The organism is Sphingopyxis sp. Q841 (genome assembly GCF_052384365.1).
Classification (GTDB): domain Bacteria; phylum Pseudomonadota; class Alphaproteobacteria; order Sphingomonadales; family Sphingomonadaceae; genus Sphingopyxis; species Sphingopyxis terrae_A.
On record NZ_JBQSUM010000001.1, the window covers coordinates 554,982 to 573,284 of the forward strand.

Sequence of the window (18,303 nt, forward strand, 5' to 3'; positions counted from 1 at the left end):
TCAGGGCCGCGGGCCGAACGCCGCGCGCTGGGCCTTTTTGGCGCGATCCCACCAGGCGCGGCGGATGACGTCGGCGACCCGGCCGGGATCGGCGGGAGCGAAGCGAACGAGCAGGCCGGGCCAGCCTTCATAATGCGGGGATTGCCAGAAGATACCGGGGTCGGTTTCAAGCAACAGCTCCTTTTCCTCGATCGGGCACATGACGTGAAAACTGCCGGCCTCGCGGCCCGGCGAAACGAAGGCCTTGCCGTTCACTTTCGGGCAAGGAGTGCCATAGAAGAGCGCCATTTCGACATCGGGCAGTGCGCAGGCAAAGGCGACAACATCGTCCCAGTCATCGAAACGGAAGGCGCTCACTGCTCCTCCCGCGCGGCGCGGCGGCGCTCGTCCCACCAGGCGATGCGCTCGGCGACGCGCTTCTCGAAACCACGATCGACGGGCCGATAGAAGGTCGCGGGCGCCATGGTATCGGGCCAGTAATTGTCGCCCGAAAAGCCGTCGGGGGCATCATGGTCATAGGCATAGCCTGCGCCATAACCCAGATCCTTCATCAGCTTGGTCGGCGCATTGAGAATGTTCGCGGGGGGCGCAAGCGAGCCGGTTTCGCGCGCCGCGGCCCACGCCGCCTTTTGCGCAGCATAGGCGGCGTTCGATTTGGGCGCGGTCGCGAGATAGAGACACGCCTGCACGATCGCGAGCTCGCCCTCGGGCGAGCCGAGAAACTGATAGGCGTCCTTGGCGGCAATGCATTGGGTCAGCGCCTGCGGATCGGCGAGCCCGATATCCTCGCTCGCAAAGCGGACGAGGCGGCGCAGGACATAAAGTGGCTCCTCCCCCGCGACGAGCATGCGCGCAAGCCAATAGAGCGCCGCTTGCGGGTCCGATCCGCGCAGCGATTTGTGCAGCGCCGAGATCAGATTGTAATGACCGTCACGGTCCTTGTCGTAGACCGGCATGCGGCGGTGCAGGAATTGCGCAAGCTGGGCCGCGTCGAGCGGATCGGCGATCGCGGCCGCGAACAGGGTTTCGACCTGGTTGAGCAGGAAGCGCCCGTCACCGTCCGCGCTGGCGATCAGCGCCGCCCGCGCGTCCGCGGTCACCGGCAGGCTCCGCCCGACATCCGCTTCTGCGCGTTCGACAAGCAGCGCGAGCGCCGCTTCATCGAGCCGGTGCAGCACCAGCACCTGCGCGCGGCTGAGCAATGCGGCGTTCAGCGCAAAACTTGGGTTCTCGGTTGTCGCGCCGACGAGCACGACCGTCCCGCGCTCGACAAAAGGCAGGAAGCCGTCCTGCTGCGCGCGGTTGAAGCGGTGAATCTCGTCGACGAAAAGCAGCGTGCGCTTGCCCGCAGCCGCCATCTTCTCGGCATCGGCGAACGCCTTTTTAAGGTCGGCGACGCCCGAAAACACCGCCGACAGCGGCGCGAAGCGCATCCCCACAGCTTCGGCCAGCAGCCGCGCGATCGTCGTCTTGCCCGTGCCCGGCGGCCCCCACAGGATGATCGACGACAATTGCCCCGCCGCAACCATGCGCCCGATCGCGCCCTCGGCGCCGGTCAGATGCTCCTGTCCGACGACATCGGCGAGGCTGCGCGGGCGCAACCGTTCGGCGAGCGGAACCGGCCCGGTGGCATCGGCTGCCCCGACCGGCGCATCGTCGCCGAACAGATCCCCGGCCATGCCGCGCTACCTCCGCTGCCGCTGCTTCTGGCGGATCAGCCGCAAATAGGTGTCGGCGACCGACTGATTGATCGCGTCCCATTCATAGGCCATGCTTTCGGCCAGCGCCGCCGCACCATGCGCCGCGCGCAACCCGGCATCGGTGCAATAGCGCTCAAGGTCGTCGGCAAAGCCGGTGATCGACCCCGGATCGACGAGATAGCCCGTCTGGCCATGCTTGACGATGCTGGCGCTGCCCGTCGCGCGCGCTGCGACCACCGGCAGGCCGCACGCCATCGCTTCCAGCGTCACATTGCCGAAGGTTTCGGTGACGGACGGGTTGAACAGCATATCGCACGACGCGATTGCCCGGGCGAGATTGGGACCGCCCTGAAAGCCGACGAATTTCGCCTGCGGGAGCCGCGATTCGAACCAGTCGCCCGCGGGGCCTTCGCCGATCACGACGACCTGATGGCGGACCTTGCGGCGTTCGAGCACGTCGATCGTGTCGGCGAAAACGTCGAGCCCCTTTTCCATGACCAGCCGTCCGAGGAAAGCGATGACGGGCATGTCGTCGGCGATGCCCCATGACTGGCGCCAGCTCGCCTCGCGCCTGTCGGGCCGGAAAATGTCGCGCTCGACGCCGCGCGTCCAGATGCCGATGTCATAGTTCATCCGCTGTTCGCGCAGCACCTGCGCAAAGCTTTCCGACGGCGCGATCAGCGCGTCGCAGCGCCGGTAGAGCCGGCGCAGCCACGCGACCATAATCGGTTCGAGGAAGGACAGGTTGTAATAGCGGAAATAGGTTTCGAAGCGTGTGTGCACCGAGCAGGCGACCGGGATATTGCGCCGCCGAGCCCACGCCGCCACTTGCCGCGAAACGCGGTCGGGGCTGGAGATATGCAGGATATTGGGCGCGAATTTCGCGATATCCTCGCGCACGCGGGCCGAGAAATGAAGCGGAATGCGATATTCGGGGCGGTTCGGGATCGCCATCGACGGCACGCTGACAAGATCGCCGGTCGGCTCGAAATCGGGTTCGGCAACCGTCGGCGAATAGACGCGCACCGATGCGCCCTGGCGTAGCAGATAGCCTACAAGGCGGTTGAGCGCCTTGTTCGCGCCATCGACCGTCATATTGTAATTTCCGCTGAACAGCGCGATGCGAAGGTCCGAAACGTCCATCCGATTTGCGCTAGTCCTTTGCCCCGTCAAAGGCAATTCGTCAGAAGTCGGCGCCGCGGTCGGCCGAGGCTTCCAGGTCGACAACCACCGGCGGATGCAGGCGCAGACGATGGACGCGCTTTTCATCGGCCTCAGTGATTTCGATGCGCCACCCGCTCGAGTGGTGCAGCACCTCGCCGACCGCCGGGACATGCCCCGCGAGCACCGCAGCGAGGCCGCCGAGCGTGTCGACATCTTCGTCGACTTCGGCAAGGCGCGGGTCGATTACTTCGCCAATATCGTCGAGTTCGGCGCGCGCATCGGCGTCCCAGCAGCCGTCGGCGCCGGGCACGAACAGCGCGGTCGGCTCGTCGTCATGCTCATCCTCGATCTCACCGACGATTTCCTCGACCAGATCTTCGATCGTGACGAGGCCGTCGGTGCCCGAATATTCGTCGATGACGATCGCAAGGTGCGTGCGCTTCGCGCGCATTTCAGCGAGCAGGTCGAGCACGCCCATCGATTGCGGCACATAGAGCGGCTGACGCAACAGGTCGAGCAGCGGCGGCGGCGTGCGCCCTTCGGCCAGTACCGCAAACACGTCCTTGACGTGGATCATCCCGATGACCTCGTCGAGCGTTTCGCGATAGACCGGCAGGCGGCTGTGCCCCGCATCGGCAAAGATCGCGACGATTTCCTCGAAGCTGGCGCTTTCCGAAATCGCGATGATCTCGCCGCGCGGCACCGCCACATCGTCGACCGTCTGTTCGCCGAAATGCAGCAGGTTGCGCAGCATCTTGCGTTCGATGGGCGACAGATCGCCGACGATGCTGCTGCCGCGGCGCTCGGCGCCCTCTTCCTCGGCCTCGTCGATGACCTCTTCGATCTGCTCGCGCAGCGACGGTTCGCTGTTACCGCCGAACAGCAACGTCCGTATTCCGGCCCACAGGCCGGACCTACTGTCCTCTTCCGATCGGGTCGAAGACCCCTGCTCGTCGGGCATGTCTCTCGCTTTTGCCGTTAATCCTGCACCGCATATGGATTGGCGATGCCCAGCGATGCAAGGGCTTTCACTTCCAAAGCCTCCATCGCCTCGGCGCCATGATCGTCGACATGGTCATAACCGACCAGATGCAGCATCCCGTGCACGATCAGATGAGTCGCATGATCGGCGACCGAAACCCCCTTCTCCGCGGCCTCGCGCACGCAGGTTTCGCGCGCCAGCACGATGTCGCCGAGCAATATCTCGCCATCGTCGCTGTTGCTCATCGTTTCGAGAAGATCGGGCTGGACCTGCGGAAAGGACAGGACGTTGGTCGGCTTGTCCTTCCCGCGGAAATCGCGGTTGAGCGCGTGAACTTCATCATCGTTGGTCAGGCGGATCGCCACCTCGACAAGCGGCGCGGCATCGGCCAGCGCGGCGTAAGGCGTCAGCGCGAGCCCGGCCGCGGCCGCCTCACCGGCGCGCACCTGCCAATCGAGATCGTCGAGCCAGGGGCTGGCCTCGTGCGTTTCGACGCTCAGCATGGCCGGATCGCGGCCGCGGGCCGGCTGCGCTTGTCAACGGAGAGAATCGGCGTGATCATTGCCCCTCGCTACTGCCGCACCGCGCCATGCGCCATGCGAAACTGCTTGCCCACCCCTGTTACGGCGGCGGGGCCGGTGCCGGCTGGGGCTGCGCCGACGGGGTTGCCGGTGTCGGGGGCGGCCCTTGCCCCGAGGGTGGCTGACGGTCACCGATCGGGAGGCGCAGATCGACGCGTGTGCCGCCGATTTCGGTGCTGATGACCGCATTGCCGTCCTCGACCCCGATGCTCGTCTTGTCCCCGACCGGGATCGTCCCGACGTCGGGCACGTCAAGCGGCTGGACCGGTCCCGCAGGATCGGCAGCCCGCGGCGGCTTCTTCGGTTCGGCGCCGCGGCCGCTGGCCTGCACCATGAAATCGCGCCAGATTCGCGCCGGCACGCCGCCGCCGGTCACACCTTGCAGCGGCGAATTATCGTCGTTGCCGACCCACACGCCGACGACCAGCCCATCGGTATAGCCGATGAAATAGGCGTCGCGATTGTCCTGGCTCGTCCCCGTCTTGCCAAAGCCGGCGATCGGCAGCCGCGCCGCGCGCCCGGTACCGCGATTGACCACGGCGCCCAGCATATCCTCTATCCCGTCATGCTCGCGCGCCGAAAAATGGCTGGGCCCCCAGACCATATTTTCGAACCAGCCCTTGTCCTCGCTCTTGAAGGCGCGCGGCACGACCGGATAGGCGTTCGCCGCCACCGCAGCATAGGCGGCGGTCAGTTCCATCAACGTCATCGTCGAGGTACCGAGCGCCAGGCTCGGGTCACCCTTGGCCAGCGGTGCGGTGACGCCCAAATCGCGCGCCATCGCAATGACGCGGTCATCGCCCACTTCCTGCAGCAGCCGCACTGCCGCGACATTGCTCGAGGTCGCGAAGGCGTCTTCCAGCGTGATGCTTGGCGAATAGATGCCGCTGGCGTTTTTCGGCCGATAGGTGCCGATTTCGATCGGCCCGTTGGCGATGCGGTCGTCGGGGCGCCAGCCTTTGCGCAGCGCCGCGAGGTAGACGAACAGCTTGAAGGTCGATCCGGGCTGGCGCCGTGCCTGGGTGGCGCGGTTGAACGGCGATGCGGCATAGTCGCGCCCGCCGATCATCGCGACGACCTCGCCATCGGGGCGCATCGCGACCAGCGCCACCTGCGATTTGCCGAGCGCGGCGCGATTGACCGCACGCCGCGCCGCCGCCTGCAAACGGGCGTCGAGCGTCGTCGTGATCGTCTGGCGCGCATAGCCGATGTCGCTGAGCTTGCGGGCCTGCGGCAGCGCCCAGTCGGCGAAATAGGTGCCGGTGGGTAGGTCATCGCGCTCGCGCACGTCGATACGCGGCGGCCGCATCGCTTTCGCCTCGGCTGCGGTCAGATAACCCTCGCGCGCCATCGCCTGCACGACCAGCCGCATCCGCTTTTCAGCCAGATCGGGGTTCTTGGTCGGGGCCAGCCGCGACGGCGCCTGCACCAGCCCTGCCAGCATCGCCGCCTGCGCCGGGGTCAGCTTTTCGGGCTGGCGATAGAAATAATGGAGCGACGCGGCGCGCAAACCATAGGTGTTATCGCCGAAATAGGCGTTCGACAGATAGCGCTCGAGGATCTCGTCCTTGGTCAGCCATGCTTCGAGCCAGAAGGCGATCAGCGCCTCGCGCGCCTTGCGGCCCAGCGTGCGCTTGGGCGTCAGGAAGGTGAATTTGGCGAGCTGCTGCGTGATCGTGCTGCCGCCCTGGGTGCGGCCGCCGGTAACATTGCTCCACACCGCCCGCGCGACGCTGCGCGGATCGACGCCCCAATGATTATAGAAACGGCGGTCCTCGATCGCGATGAAGGCCTGCGTGACATGATCGGGCAGGTCGGCGACCTTCACCGGCTTGTCGACGACCGCGCCGATGCGCGCGATCGGGGTGCCGTTCGATGCGAGCAGGGTAATCTGCGGCGGCGCAATCGGTTCGAGCGATTTCGACAGCGGCGCCGTAATCGCCAGCCAGCCGACGAGCAGGATGAAGAGAATCGCAAAAGCCGCAAAACCGCGCGACAGCCAGCGCAGCCATCGTGGCCGCGGCTTCTTCGCGCCCGCCGGCGTCGCAGGCGTTTCGGCAGGCGGAAACAGCGGTTCTTCAACCGCCGGAGGCGGAGGATCATCGGAAAAAGGGAAAGCGGTCATTCTTCGCGCCGTATTACACGCCCAATACAGAGCGCGCAATCGCTCCTGCGGCGAAGCGCAATCGGGCGGCACTTCAGTGCATGTGGCGCAGCTTGTCGGGGTTACGCACGACGTAGATGCCGACGACCAGCCCGTCCTCGATTTCCAGCGCGGTCGTCTGATATTCGCCGTCGGCCTCGCGCGTCACGAAGCCGGGTAGCCCGTTGATCGTCCCGACCTCGACCAGCATTGAGGCATGTTTTCCGAACAGGACCGCCAGGCTGCGATGCACCCGCATGACGAGGTTGAAGCCGAGTACCGGCTGCATCGCCGCGGGCCGCTTGCCGCCGCCATCGGACCACATGCCGACATCGGCCGCGAGCAGGCTGCCGAGCGCGCTCATGTCACCGCTCCGCGACGCCGCGAAGAAGGCGCTCGCTATTTCGAGTCCGCGCTCGCGCTCGAGCCGGTAGCGCGGACGCGCGTCACGGACGTGGGCGCGGGCACGGGTCGCGAGCTGGCGCGTCGCCGCCGCATCGCGGCCAATCGTCGCCGCGACCTCGTCGAACCCGACGCCGAAGACGTCATGGAGCAGAAAGGCTGCACGTTCGAGCGGCGACAGCCGTTCGAGCGCAAGCATCAGCGGCAGCGTAACATCGTCGTCGGGTTCCTCGCCGACGATCGGGTCGGGGAGCCACGGCCCGACATAGGTTTCGCGCCGCGCCCGCGCCGATTTGAGCTGGTCGAGGCAGAGCCGCGTCACGGTACGCCGCAGAAAGGCAGCAGGCTCATGCACCGCCGCACGATCGGCGCCGAGCCAGCGGATGAAGGCGTCCTGCACCACATCCTCGGCATCGGCGACCGACCCGAGCATGCGATAGGCGACGCGCGTCAGCAGCGGACGCAGCGGGTCGAAACTCGCCGCCGCATCCGCCGCTTCCGCATGCGAAGGTGCCGTCCCCGTCACGCGGCGCGGGCCGGCTGTTCGTACCAAAGGTCGAAACCGACCGCGATGCGGTTCCATCCGTTGATGATGTTGATCATCAGCGTCAGCTTCACCTGTTCCTCCGGCGTGAATTCGGCCTCGAGCGCCGACTTGGCTTCGCCCTGTGTGTGCCCCTGCGACAGGCGCGTCAAGGCGTCGGTCCAGGCGAGCGCCGCGCGTTCGCGAGGCGTATAGCAGGGCGCCTCGCGCCACGCCGCCAGCAGATAGATGCGCTGCTCGCTCTCGCCGCCAGCGCGCGCTTCGGCGGTGTGCATGTTGATGCAATTGGCGCAGCCGTTGACGATCGAGGCGCGGATCTTGACGAGTTCGATCAGGCTTTTCTCGAGGCTGTCCTGCACAGCGAGCGAGGTCGCCATCCACTGCTTCATCAACTGCGGCGCTGCGGCGAAGGGGTCGGTTACCTTGGTCATGTCATCACTCCTTTGTTCGGGTTGTGCCGACATGACGAGGCAGCGCCGGTCGATTGTGACATGGCGCGCGAATAAATTTCGCGGCGACGGCTTTTTGCGATAGCTTCGCCCATCGACAACGACCGAAGGGGGCGTGTGATGAAGTTTCTCGATGGCTATCGTGAACAGGCCTATGCGCTGCTGCGCATTGTCGCCGGCTTGCTGTTCCTCGCGCACGGAGTGCAGAAATTCTTCAATTTCCCGACCGATTTTCCGATGCCGCTCAACCCGATGCTCTATGCCGCCGGAACGATCGAACTCGTCGCGGGCGCGCTGATCATCATCGGCCTGTTCACGCGGCCCGCGGCCTTCATCGCCAGTGGAATGTCGGCGGTCGGTTATTGGGTCGCCCACGCGCCGAACGGGCTCTATCCGATCGTCAACGGCGGCGAGACGATCATCCTCTACACCTTCATCTTCCTGTTCATCGCGACGCGCGGCGCCGGGATATGGAGCATCGACGCCAGCCGCTCCAAAGGCTGAACGGCTTTGGCGTCAGGGCGCCGTAGCTCTCAGCTTCCCGGCCCCTCATAGGCTTCGACGATCCGCCCGACGATGGGGTGGCGCACGACGTCGGCGCTCGTGAAGCGGCTGACGTTGATGCCTTCGAGACCTTCGAGCCGCGCGACCGCATCGGCGAGGCCCGATGTCGCGGGCAGCGGCAGGTCGACCTGCTTCGGGTCGCCGCAGATCACCATGCGGCTGTTCATGCCGAAGCGGGTGAGGAACATCTTCATCTGCGGGATCGTCGTATTCTGCGCTTCGTCGAGGATGATGAAGGCATCGGCGAGCGTGCGCCCACGCATGAAGGCAAGCGGGGCAATCTCGATCTCGCCGCTAGCGATGCGGCGTTCGACCTGCTCGGCGGGCAGGCAATCGTGCAGCGCGTCGTAGAGCGGGCGCAGATAGGGATCGACCTTTTCCTTCATGTCGCCAGGCAGGAAGCCGAGCTTCTCGCCCGCCTCGACCGCCGGGCGCGACAGGATCAGGCGCTGGACGCTGCCGGTGATGAGCTGGGCTACGGCCTGCGCGACCGCAAGATAGGTCTTGCCCGTGCCCGCGGGACCGAGCGCGAATATCACGTCGTCGCGCGCCAGCGCCTGCATATAGGGGATTTGCGACGGCGCGCGCGGGACGATCGTCTTTTTGCGCGTGCGGATCATCACCGGCGGCGCGTCGCTGGTTTCGTGGCGGATGATGCCGTCGAGCGTCGGCTGCGCCGTCATCGCGATCACCGCATCGACCAGCCCGCTGTCAATCTCTTCCCCGCGTTCGATCCGCGTATAAATTTCGGTCAGCACATCGCGCGCGCGCGCTGCGGCTTCGGCCTCCCCTTCGATCTGCACGCGATTGCCGCGCGCCGAAATATAGACGCCGAGCCTGTTCTCGATCGCCACCAGATTACGGTCGAACTCGCCGAATAATATGCCCAGAAGCTGGGTTCGCTCGAACTCCACCGACAATCGGACGCGGTCGCCGGGTTCGGCGGGCGATGCGGCGGTCAGCGGGCGTTTCGACACGTGGGCAGGGCTCCTTCTTTCAGTAACAACCTGTGTACTCCCGCGAAGGCGGGAGTCCATCCCGTGGCACCGGAATGCGGCGAAAGGAGATGGGTCCCCGCCTTCGCAGGGAAACCCAAACTCAAAGCCGGCACTAGGCAACCGCTTCCATCAACGGCTCGGCCCCCAGGCTGTTGGGCCCGGCCGATGTAACGCGCACATCGACCATGTCGCCGATCGCCAGCCCCGGCGCCGTCACATGCACCGATTGCAGCCAGGGCGATTTGCCGATCAACTGGCCGTCAAACTTGCCCTTGCGTTCGAGCAGCAGGCGCGTCGCGCGCCCGACCGTCGCTTCGTTGAATGCCTGCTGCTGCTGATTGAGCAGCGCCTGCAGCCGCTGGAGGCGGTCGTTCATCACCGCTTCGTCGATCTGCTCGTCCATCGTCGCCGCGGGCGTGCCGGGGCGGCGCGAATATTTGAAGCTGTACGCCATCGCATAATTGGTCGCGCGCACGATATCGAGCGTCGCCTCGAAATCGGCCTCGCTCTCACCGGGAAAGCCGACGATGAAGTCCCCCGAAATCGCAATGTCGGGGCGCGCCGCGCGAACGCGTTCGATGACGCGCAAATAGCTGTCGACGCTATGGCTGCGGTTCATCGCCGCGAGGATGCGATCGCTGCCCGCTTGCACCGGCAGGTGAAGGAATGGCATCAGATTGTCGACCTCGCCATGCGCCGCGATCAGCCCGTCGGTCATGTCGTTCGGGTGGCTTGTGGTATAGCGGATGCGCTCCAGCCCGCCCTCCCGCGCAAGCTCGCGGATCAGGCCGTCAAGGCCGATCGCCCGGCCCTTGTCATCCTCGCCGTCCCACGCGTTCACATTCTGCCCGAGCAGGGTGATTTCGCGCACCCCGCCCGCGATGAGCGCGCGCGCCTCGGTGATCAGGTCGGCGAAGGGCCGACTGATCTCGGCGCCGCGCGTATAAGGCACGACGCAGTAGGTACAGAATTTGTCGCAGCCTTCCTGCACGGTCAAAAAGGCCGTCGGGCGCTGACCGCCCGCGCGCTTTGGCAGCGCGCCGAACTTGCTTTCGAGCGGCATGTCGAGGTCGATCGCCTTTTCGCCGCGTTCGGCGCGCGCGATCAGGTCGGGCAACCGGTGATAGGCCTGCGGGCCGACGACGACATCGACGCTCGGCGCGCGGCGCGCGATTTCGGCGCCCTCGGCCTGCGCCACGCAGCCGGCGACCGCGATCGTCGGCGTACTGCCGTCCTCGCGCTTCAGCCGGCCGATGTCCGAATAGACCTTCTCGGCCGCCTTTTCGCGGATGTGGCAGGTGTTGAGCACGACCAGATCGGCATCGGCGCCGTCCGCGGCGGGAACATAACCCTGCGCGCCCAGCATCTCCGACATGCGTTCGCCGTCATAGACGTTCATCTGGCAGCCGAAGGATTTGACGTGGAAGGTCTTGGCGGGATTTTTGGCGGGGGAGTCGGATGTCATCGGCGCCCTATAGGCGATGGCGGCTGATCGCGGAAGGGTTTGGCGTCTGCGCCATCGCGCCGGCGATCGCGGCGCGCGCGGCCTCGGCCAATAGCTTGCGGTCCGCCTCGGCATCGTTGGGCAGCGGATCGAGATAATGGATGGTCAATGTGATCGGCCGCTTGCGCGCGAGCAGACGCTTGAAATTGTCGAGGCCCGATTCGGGATCGAGCCACGCAATATCGGGAGCCTCGACCCCATAGTCGAGAAACACCGGCTGCACCTGGAGCCGTGGCGGCGTCGGAATCACCGCCTGCAACAGCGACGGCCGGAATGGCAGCAAGCCGTCGCCGGGCCCCGTCGTCCCTTCGGGAAACAGCGTCACCGGGCGCCCGCGCGCAAGCGCATTGCGCAGATCGTTCGTCTGATTGTGAATCTCGCGCTTCGCCTCACGCTGGACATAGATGGTGTGATTCTGGTCGGCGAGCCAGCCGACGAGCGGCGTCGTGCCGACCTCGGCCTTGGACACGAAGGCCGATCGCGCCGCACCGCCGAGCGCCAAAATGTCGAGCCAGCTGACATGGTTCGACACGAACAGGACATCGCGGCGCAGCCGCGTCCCGGTCGTCGTGACCCGCAAACCCGCGATCCAGCCGACCGCGTTCAGAAAGGCCATGACCATCGGCGATGGCCGCCCGATGGCGCGGTAGAAAAGGTGCGGGACGATCAGGAAAAAGAGCGTCAGCACCATCAGCGCAAGGCGGAAGACCGAGCGCCAGGTGATCCGGGCGCGATCAGTCGCGCTTGCGATCGATGGCGACACCGTAAAGCTCCATGCGGTGATCGACGAGGCGGAAGCCCAGCCGTTCGGCGATCACCTTCTGCAACGCTTCGAGTTCGGGATCGACGAATTCGATCACCTTTCCCGTTTCGACGTCGATCAGATGATCGTGATGCGCCTCTGGCGCGGCTTCGTAGCGCGAACGGCCATCGCCGAAATCATGGCGGTCGAGGATGCCCGCTTCTTCGAACAGGCGCACGGTACGATAAACGGTGGCGATCGAAATGCCGCTGTCGATCTTCGACGCGCGCTCATAAAGCGTTTCGACGTCGGGATGATCTTCGGAATCCGAAATCACGCGCGCGATGATGCGACGCTGTTCGGTAATCCGCAGGCCCTTTTCATGGCAAAGGGCTTCAAGATCGATGGAACCGGGCATGATGGCCTTTCGTGCAAAGCGCGCAGGTCGCGTCCTGTTTCTTCAATCTGTATAGGGTCGCCCCGCGCATAGAACAAGGGCGGCGCCCCCCGGCACCGCCCCTGCATTCTGCGCCGTGAAAAGCTCAGACTTTCTTGCGCTTGCGGCCGCCGCCGCGCCCCTTGGTGCCCAGGCCGATTTCCTTGGCGAGCGCGCGGCGCCGTTCGGCATAATTGGGAGCGACCATCGGATAATCGGCTGGAAGGCCCCACTTTGCGCGGTAATCGTCGGGCGTCATGCCATAGTGGGTCATCAGGTGGCGGCGAAGCATTTTCAGCTTCTTGCCGTCTTCCAGACACACGATATGGTCAGGCTTCACCGACGCGCGGATCGATACCGCGGGCACCGGCTTTTCTTCTTCGACCGCCTTTTCGCCAAGGTTCGACAAGGCGGTGTGGACGTTGTTGATCAGGATTGCGAGATCTGAAATCGCGACGCTGTTATTGCTGACATGCGCCGCGACGATGTCGGCAGTCAGCGTGACGAGCATTTCATTTGTATCGGCAGACTCCGACATGAAACTCATTCCCCATATAAAGACCCGGATAATCAGCGATTTGATTATTGGGGGGTTCCTACCCCGAGGAAATTCATGCCATTTTGGTGGGAATTTCGCAATGCCTCAATTGCTAATGATCAGCGTCCTTGACTGGGCGCCGCATCGTAATCGCATCGCGCATTACGCCATCGCGCCCGCGATAATAAGCAGGGCGCCGTCCGCACTCCGTAAAACCCGACGCCCGGTAAAGATGAATAGCGTCATTGTCGGCCCGCATTTCAAGGAAATAGTCTTCGGCGCCTTCGCCCGATGCCCAATTCTGCCAGTCGGTCATGAGTTTTTTTGCGACGCCGCGGCCGCGAAAGGCCGGGTCGACGGCGAGCAGGAGCAATTCGCTTTCGGGACCGGCGATCCGCGCCGCATAAAAGCCGCACGCCCGCTCCCCGACCCATGCCAGACAGATGCGCGCCGAAGGTAGCGCGAACAGCGTCAGCAACTGACCTGCACTCCACGCTTCGCCATAGGCGGGTTCGAACGCCGCATCCATGATCCGCATCGCCGCGTTCAGGTCTGCGACGCGCGCGGTGGCGATCCGCACTGCCTCGCTCATGGCGTCGCCATCGGTTTTGCGTCGGGCGCCCGCCCGTAAATGGGACGGGGGTGATCGAACAGGGCTTCCGCCGGCAGCGCAGGGAGCGCACGCGCGTCGGGCAGCATAACGAGCGCTTCGCCGAAGCCGCGGCGCGCGACGAAAACGTCGGCGCGGTTCCCGACTATCAAGCCATCCGCGTTCTCTACGGCGACTTCGGGTAGCAGCGATTGAACTGGCCCGCGCGGCGTCAGCTTGGCGCCGAAGGGCTGGACGAACCATTGGCCGTGCCCGCCCTCCATGACGACGAGCGCGCCGCCTGCCGCCGCAATCGGCGCGGCCGCCGCCGCGGCGACGAGGGCGGGGGTCGAAAAGCCCCGGACCGGGACGCCCCAGGCCAGTCCCAGCGCGCGCGCCGCTGCGACGCCGATGCGAACGCCGGCAAAGCTGCCGGGCCCGCAGCCCACCAATATCCCGGCCGCTCGTCCACCGCCTTGCAGTTCGGCGATCAGGGGGATCAACCGTTCGGCATGTCCGCGCCCGATCACCTCGTGCCGCGCATCGACGGTGCGCGCGCCATCGATCAGCGCGACCGTGCAGGCCTCGCTGGCACAATCGATGACGAGCCGGAGCGCGTCAGGCGATGCGGTTGAAGCGGTCAAAGTCCGGCCGCGGGCTGCGCTCGAAGATGCTCGCCGGATCGCCATAGCCCAGCGTCGAGATGAAATTGCTCTTCACATTCGGCGTATCGGCGAAAAATGCGGCGTCGACAGCGTCATTGTTGAACCCCGACATCGGTCCGGTATCGAGCCCGAGCGCCCGCGCGGCCAGGATGAAATAGCCCCCCTGCAGACTGGAGTTGCGGAACGCGGTTGTCGCCGCGTGCGGCGCATTGCCAGCAAACCAGCTCCGCGCGTCGGTGTGCGGAAACAGTTCGGGCAGATGTTCGTAGAATTCATTGTCCATCGCGATGATCGCAGTGACCGGCGCCTTCAATATCTTTTCGGCGTTCGCGGGCATCGACAGCGCGGCGAGCTTTTCCTTGGCGGCGTTCGAAACGCACCAGACAATGCGCGCCGGCAGACTGTTCGCGCTCGTCGGGCCGAATTTCATCAGATCCCAGATCGCGCGAAGCTGCGCGTCCGACACCGGCTTGTCGAGATAGCCGTTATAGGTACGCGCGGTGCGGAAAAGCTGGTCGAGGGCGCTGTCGGAAAGCGGCTCGCTCATCGGGACATACTCCTGTGGCTGGGATCAGATCAGACCGCGTGGACGGCGGTGACTTCGGGAACATAATGTTTGAGCAGCGACTCGATTCCGTTCTTGAGCGTCGCAGTCGACGAGGGACAGCCGGCGCAGGCGCCCTGCATCTTCAGATAGACATTGCCCTTGTCGAACCCGCGATAGACGATGTCGCCGCCGTCGTTAGCGACCGCCGGGCGGACGCGCGTTTCGATCAATTCCTTGATCTGGTCGATGATGTCGGCATCGGCCGGGTCATCGGCAAAGCCGTCCTCCGCGTCGCCCGGAACGCTGATCCCCGCAGCACTCGCCGGGTTGAACAGCGGCATATCGCCCAGGAAATGATCCATGATGATGCCCAGCACATCGGGCTTCGCCATCGACCATTCGGCGCCGGGCGCGATCGTCACCGACACGAAGTCACGCCCGAAGAAGACGCCGCTTACGTCGCCGAGCGTGAACAATGCCTGCGCCAGGGGCGAGGCTTCAGCCTCTTCGGGGCTGGCAAAGTCGCGGGTTCCCGTTTCCATGACCGGACGGCCGGGCAGGAATTTGAGCGTCGCGGGGTTCGGAGTCGGTTCGGTTTCGATCAGCATGGGTCGCATTTGGGACCGCGCGGCCCTTTGTGCAAGCCGCCGCGCCGCGCTACACGCCAAATATGCGCCGTTTCACCCATTTTGCCGCCATCGACTGGTCGGGCGCCCGCGGCGCGCGCCAGCGTGGCATTGCACTCGCCGTGGCGAGCGGCGGGGCGGCGCCCGCGCTTGTCCGGCCGGGGCATGTCTGGTCGCGCGCGGAGATATTCGACTGGCTCTGCGACGTTGCCGCTCAAGGCACCGACATTCTGATCGGCTTCGATTTTTCGGCCGCATTCGCCTTTGCCGACCGCCACGCCTATTTCCCCAAATGGTCCGACAGTCCGCCCGATATGCGCGCGCTGTGGGCGCTCGTCGCGCGCCATGCAGCGGACGATCCGCATTTCGAGGCGCATGGCTTTCTGAACAATGTGGAAGCCCGCCGCCATTTCCGCCATGCAAAGGGCGATGTCGGCGACTTGTTCGAGGGCGGTACGGGCCGGCTGCGTATCGTCGAACAGCATCAGCGCGCGACGCGCCAGGCGGCGAGTGTGAGCAATTTCAACCTCGTCGGTGCGGCGCAGGTCGGCAAGGCAAGCCTGTCGGGGATGCGGCTACTCCACCATCTCGGCGGCGCTCTCCCACTCTGGCCGCTCGATCCGGCGCCCCCGCGCGGCCCGCTGCTCGTCGAAATCTACACCGCGCTTGCCGCGCGCGCCGCGGGCGTGCCCGCCGGACGCAGCAAGATCCGCGACGGCGCCGCGCTCGACACCGCGCTCGCGGCGCTCGGCTCGCCGCCGGCGGGGCTTGCGGGCCCGGTCAGCGACCATGCAAGCGACGCGCTGCTCAGCTCCGCGTGGCTTCGCGCGATCGCCGCCGATACCGCGCCCTGGTCTCCCGCACCGCTCACCCCGACGATCGCGCGCACGGAGGGCTGGACCTTTGGCATAATTTGACGCAAGGGGCGCGAACGCGCGCCGGCTTAGCTCAGTTGGTAGAGCAACCGCCTTGTAAGCGGTAGGTCGTCAGTTCGAGTCTGACAGCCGGCACCATCTAAAGCGCTGAAATCTGCAGTTTTTGCCAATTTTCGGCAGTTTTTCTGCTATCACCGTGGTTATCGCCCCCCCAGATTGTCTCCGTTTGCTCCACCCCATCGCAGGGCACCCAGCTACTGCATTTCCGGCTCGTCTCACCGGCACCCGTCACCACAGAGGTCGAGGTTGACACGCGCCGCCATTGGGACCGCGAATTCCGCATGCGCGACCTCGCCTGATGCCCCGATAAGGGACGGGGTGAAGCCTCGCACGCTCCGCAATATCAGGGCAACGTCTGGCGCCCGCGCGCGTTAGGCAAAGAGAATTGGAAAGGAAGACCATGGTGCGGTTGCTGCTTGTGATGACGTCGGCCCTGTCGATCGCCGCCGCGACGCTTTCGCTGCAATCCTGCGGCGCGAGTGATGTGGAGGCGGCGCCGCCGGCTGGCCCGCTTAACAATGTCGTGACTCTTCCCGACGGTTCGACGCTCGCCGCCGCCAAGGGCTCGCTTTCGCGCAACATCGCCGAGTGGCTGGCGTCGCGCGACGGGCAGAAGGGCGAGTTTGCATTTGGTGGCTTCGCCGAGGATCGGCCGATCCTGACGCGCGCAGGCATCGGGCAGGCGGCCGACCTTTCCAACATCCTGCGCGCGGCGCCCGCGGCTTCGATGGAAATTGCCGGTGACGCTGGGCAGGCGCGGGCGCTGGCGCATATGCTCGGCGACCGCGGCATCGCGCCTGATCGCATGAAGGTGGTTCCGGCGGCTGGACTGGGTAGTGTATGGCTGACGATCGACAGGGGTTCGACCGCCTCGTTGACAACCGCGAAATCCTGACGGCGTCATTCGGACCCTAGCGCCCGAAACCAATCGGCATAATCTGTATTTACCGCCATGCGGCGATTGAGATCGGGGGCGCCATCCGACCACCACCCCGGTCCGCGCTCGCCGAGCCCCCGCTTCGCGCGATCGACCGCGGCCCTCGACCGCCGCATGGCGGCGGCGTTCTTCTCCTCGCGCGCCATGCGCACCGCCCGCCGCGCCGCCATGAGGTCGGAGACAAGACGCGTGCGCTCTTTTTCCGACAAGTTGGGATTGGACATCCGCCAAAGACGACCGCGGACCACGAAATAACGGCCGTCGGGCGTCACGGGGTGGTGAAAAGATCGCTCTGGCACGTGCTGCCGCCCTTCCTTCCTCGGCGCAGCCGTCGGCCCGAACATGAGCTTAGGTGACCGGCGGCCGAAGGGTCGTGGGCCGCCGGCACCCGTCAGAAAAAGCGGACGAAAGATCGTCCACCCTTCCCGAACCAACGCCCGCGTCGATCAGGGCAACGTGCGGCGACCGCGCCCGAACAGAAAGGCGAGGACGAAAAGCACGACGCCGATGACGAGCAGAATTTTCGCAAAGCCGGCCGATAGACCGGCAATGCCGCCAAAGCCGAGAAGCGCGGCGATCAGCGCGACGACGGCGAAGATAATGGCCCATTTGAACATGAAATGTCTCCCGCGTTCCGGCCGCGCCGGTCCGCCTCCCCGCGTTTAGGCGTAGGAGCGGCAAGACGCGCCGTTCGGTCTATCCTTAGTGGATGCTCACCAAACGCTGCCGAACCGCGTTGGTTCCGGCTCCAATGCTCTGAATTTCCTTTCATAACATAGGTTAAGTCGATGTTTTCAAGTGATCTTTCAGGGGGCAATGGCCGCGGCCGTGCGTCTCCCATGCGCGCCCGCCCCCGAGGGCGATCTGAGAAGAAGAGGCCATCATGGCGCAGAATAATCAGCAGGGCGGCAGTCAGCCGAACCAGAACCCCCGGCCAGAATCCCGGCCAGGACGGCAAGCAGAAAGGTTCGATGCCCCGCACCGACAAATCAAGCTACACCGACAAGCAGAAACGCAGAGCCGAGCATATCGAGAAGGGCCATGAAGAGCGCGGGGTGAGCAATGAGGAGGCCGAGCGCCGGGCTTGGGCGACGGTCAACAAGGAATCGGGGGGCGGCGACATGTCGGGGTCGGGCCGCGGCCATTCCGACACCCATGAATCCTCGCGCAAGGGCAGTTCCGGTGAAAGCCCTGAGAAGCGCTCTCACGCAGCAAAGAACGGATGGGAAATCCGGCGCCGCTACGGGAACGGATGAG

Annotated in this window: 23 protein-coding genes and 1 tRNA gene; 5 read left to right on the top strand and 19 right to left on the bottom strand. The window is 65.3% G+C overall.

Annotated elements, in window-relative coordinates; genetic code table 11:
- From ACT17R_RS02770 to ACT17R_RS02805, 8 genes are all read right to left on the bottom strand, one after another.
- The gene (locus tag ACT17R_RS02770; RefSeq protein WP_234178590.1) at nucleotides 1–357 is read right to left on the bottom strand and encodes an MmcQ/YjbR family DNA-binding protein; all 357 of its coding nucleotides are present in this window, start codon (nucleotides 355–357) and stop codon (nucleotides 1–3) included.
- Nucleotides 354–1,679, bottom strand: coding sequence for a replication-associated recombination protein A (locus ACT17R_RS02775; protein WP_217372557.1), 1,326 nt, complete (start codon nucleotides 1,677–1,679; stop codon nucleotides 354–356). The genes ACT17R_RS02770 and ACT17R_RS02775 overlap by 4 nt, the downstream gene beginning before the upstream one ends.
- A 6-nt stretch (nucleotides 1,680–1,685) precedes the next feature.
- A complete protein-coding gene (locus tag ACT17R_RS02780; protein ID WP_058813370.1) occupies nucleotides 1,686–2,843 on the bottom strand; it encodes a glycosyltransferase family 4 protein in 1,158 nt (385 codons plus the stop codon).
- A gap of 40 nt (nucleotides 2,844–2,883) precedes the next feature.
- Nucleotides 2,884–3,825 carry a hemolysin family protein gene (locus ACT17R_RS02785; protein WP_186402747.1) on the bottom strand — a complete coding sequence of 314 codons (942 nt, stop codon included), beginning with the start codon at nucleotides 3,823–3,825 and terminating at the stop codon, nucleotides 2,884–2,886.
- Nucleotides 3,826–3,842: 17 nt separating this feature from the next.
- Nucleotides 3,843–4,349 (bottom strand): rRNA maturation RNase YbeY, encoded by a 507-nt coding sequence (ybeY, locus tag ACT17R_RS02790; RefSeq protein WP_444808947.1) that lies wholly within the window; start codon nucleotides 4,347–4,349, stop codon nucleotides 3,843–3,845.
- Between the two features lie 118 nt (nucleotides 4,350–4,467).
- Nucleotides 4,468–6,552 (bottom strand): transglycosylase domain-containing protein, encoded by a 2,085-nt coding sequence (locus tag ACT17R_RS02795; RefSeq protein ID WP_444808948.1) that lies wholly within the window; start codon nucleotides 6,550–6,552, stop codon nucleotides 4,468–4,470.
- Nucleotides 6,553–6,625: 73 nt separating this feature from the next.
- Entirely contained in the window at nucleotides 6,626–7,498 is an 873-nt protein-coding gene (locus ACT17R_RS02800; RefSeq protein ID WP_444808949.1) for a sigma-70 family RNA polymerase sigma factor, read from the bottom strand.
- On the bottom strand, nucleotides 7,495–7,947 hold the full coding sequence (locus ACT17R_RS02805; protein ID WP_444808950.1) for a carboxymuconolactone decarboxylase family protein: 453 nt from the start codon (nucleotides 7,945–7,947) through the stop codon (nucleotides 7,495–7,497). Before ACT17R_RS02805 ends, ACT17R_RS02800 begins: the two co-directional genes overlap by 4 nt.
- A 138-nt stretch (nucleotides 7,948–8,085) precedes the next feature.
- Between ACT17R_RS02805 and ACT17R_RS02810 the strand changes: the two genes are divergently transcribed.
- The gene (locus ACT17R_RS02810; RefSeq protein ID WP_062900479.1) at nucleotides 8,086–8,469 is read left to right on the top strand and encodes a DoxX family protein; all 384 of its coding nucleotides are present in this window, start codon (nucleotides 8,086–8,088) and stop codon (nucleotides 8,467–8,469) included.
- A 29-nt stretch (nucleotides 8,470–8,498) separates the two neighbouring features.
- On the opposite strand, the gene ACT17R_RS02815 is transcribed toward ACT17R_RS02810, so the two are convergent.
- The 9 genes from ACT17R_RS02815 to ACT17R_RS02855 all read right to left on the bottom strand — a co-directional run bounded on the left by ACT17R_RS02815 (nucleotide 8,499) and on the right by ACT17R_RS02855 (nucleotide 15,156).
- Entirely contained in the window at nucleotides 8,499–9,506 is a 1,008-nt protein-coding gene (locus ACT17R_RS02815) for a PhoH family protein (protein ID WP_003039878.1), read from the bottom strand.
- A 133-nt stretch (nucleotides 9,507–9,639) separates the two neighbouring features.
- Complete coding sequence (miaB, locus tag ACT17R_RS02820; protein WP_444808951.1) at nucleotides 9,640–10,992, bottom strand: tRNA (N6-isopentenyl adenosine(37)-C2)-methylthiotransferase MiaB; 1,353 nt, start codon at nucleotides 10,990–10,992, stop codon at nucleotides 9,640–9,642.
- Between the two features lie 7 nt (nucleotides 10,993–10,999).
- The gene (locus ACT17R_RS02825) at nucleotides 11,000–11,794 is read right to left on the bottom strand and encodes a lysophospholipid acyltransferase family protein (RefSeq protein WP_444808952.1); all 795 of its coding nucleotides are present in this window, start codon (nucleotides 11,792–11,794) and stop codon (nucleotides 11,000–11,002) included.
- Nucleotides 11,766–12,191 carry a Fur family transcriptional regulator gene (locus ACT17R_RS02830; protein ID WP_003039883.1) on the bottom strand — a complete coding sequence of 142 codons (426 nt, stop codon included), beginning with the start codon at nucleotides 12,189–12,191 and terminating at the stop codon, nucleotides 11,766–11,768. The genes ACT17R_RS02825 and ACT17R_RS02830 overlap by 29 nt, the downstream gene beginning before the upstream one ends.
- A gap of 124 nt (nucleotides 12,192–12,315) precedes the next feature.
- The gene (locus tag ACT17R_RS02835; protein WP_062902952.1) at nucleotides 12,316–12,747 is read right to left on the bottom strand and encodes a MucR family transcriptional regulator; all 432 of its coding nucleotides are present in this window, start codon (nucleotides 12,745–12,747) and stop codon (nucleotides 12,316–12,318) included.
- Nucleotides 12,748–12,859: 112 nt separating this feature from the next.
- Nucleotides 12,860–13,339: a GNAT family N-acetyltransferase gene (locus ACT17R_RS02840; protein WP_062900482.1), complete on the bottom strand. Its 480-nt coding sequence runs from the start codon at nucleotides 13,337–13,339 to the stop codon at nucleotides 12,860–12,862.
- Nucleotides 13,336–13,980 (bottom strand): tRNA (adenosine(37)-N6)-threonylcarbamoyltransferase complex dimerization subunit type 1 TsaB, encoded by a 645-nt coding sequence (tsaB, locus tag ACT17R_RS02845; protein ID WP_186402740.1) that lies wholly within the window; start codon nucleotides 13,978–13,980, stop codon nucleotides 13,336–13,338. Before tsaB ends, ACT17R_RS02840 begins: the two co-directional genes overlap by 4 nt.
- Nucleotides 13,955–14,548, bottom strand: coding sequence for a malonic semialdehyde reductase (locus tag ACT17R_RS02850; RefSeq protein WP_186402739.1), 594 nt, complete (start codon nucleotides 14,546–14,548; stop codon nucleotides 13,955–13,957). The genes tsaB and ACT17R_RS02850 overlap by 26 nt, the downstream gene beginning before the upstream one ends.
- Before the next feature lie 29 nt (nucleotides 14,549–14,577).
- Nucleotides 14,578–15,156 (bottom strand): NifU family protein, encoded by a 579-nt coding sequence (locus ACT17R_RS02855; protein WP_062900485.1) that lies wholly within the window; start codon nucleotides 15,154–15,156, stop codon nucleotides 14,578–14,580.
- Nucleotides 15,157–15,218: 62 nt separating this feature from the next.
- On the opposite strand from ACT17R_RS02855, the gene ACT17R_RS02860 reads away from it, so the two are divergent.
- From ACT17R_RS02860 to ACT17R_RS02870, 3 genes are all read left to right on the top strand, one after another.
- On the top strand, nucleotides 15,219–16,091 hold the full coding sequence (locus ACT17R_RS02860) for a hypothetical protein (protein WP_186402738.1): 873 nt from the start codon (nucleotides 15,219–15,221) through the stop codon (nucleotides 16,089–16,091).
- A gap of 20 nt (nucleotides 16,092–16,111) precedes the next feature.
- Nucleotides 16,112–16,187: transfer RNA gene (locus tag ACT17R_RS02865), tRNA-Thr, on the top strand.
- 343 nt (nucleotides 16,188–16,530) lie between these two features.
- A complete protein-coding gene (locus ACT17R_RS02870) occupies nucleotides 16,531–17,004 on the top strand; it encodes a hypothetical protein (RefSeq protein ID WP_444808953.1) in 474 nt (157 codons plus the stop codon).
- A 5-nt stretch (nucleotides 17,005–17,009) separates the two neighbouring features.
- Here the strand turns inward: ACT17R_RS02870 and ACT17R_RS02875 are convergent, their stop codons facing one another.
- Both ACT17R_RS02875 and ACT17R_RS02880 read right to left on the bottom strand, forming a co-directional pair.
- Entirely contained in the window at nucleotides 17,010–17,318 is a 309-nt protein-coding gene (locus tag ACT17R_RS02875) for a hypothetical protein (protein ID WP_217373556.1), read from the bottom strand.
- Between the two features lie 174 nt (nucleotides 17,319–17,492).
- On the bottom strand, nucleotides 17,493–17,663 hold the full coding sequence (locus ACT17R_RS02880) for a DUF1328 domain-containing protein (protein ID WP_082819779.1): 171 nt from the start codon (nucleotides 17,661–17,663) through the stop codon (nucleotides 17,493–17,495).
- A 354-nt stretch (nucleotides 17,664–18,017) separates the two neighbouring features.
- Between ACT17R_RS02880 and ACT17R_RS02885 the strand changes: the two genes are divergently transcribed.
- A complete protein-coding gene (locus tag ACT17R_RS02885) occupies nucleotides 18,018–18,302 on the top strand; it encodes a plasmid stabilization protein (RefSeq protein ID WP_186402734.1) in 285 nt (94 codons plus the stop codon).
- The last annotated feature ends 1 nt before the right edge of the window (nucleotide 18,303 follow it).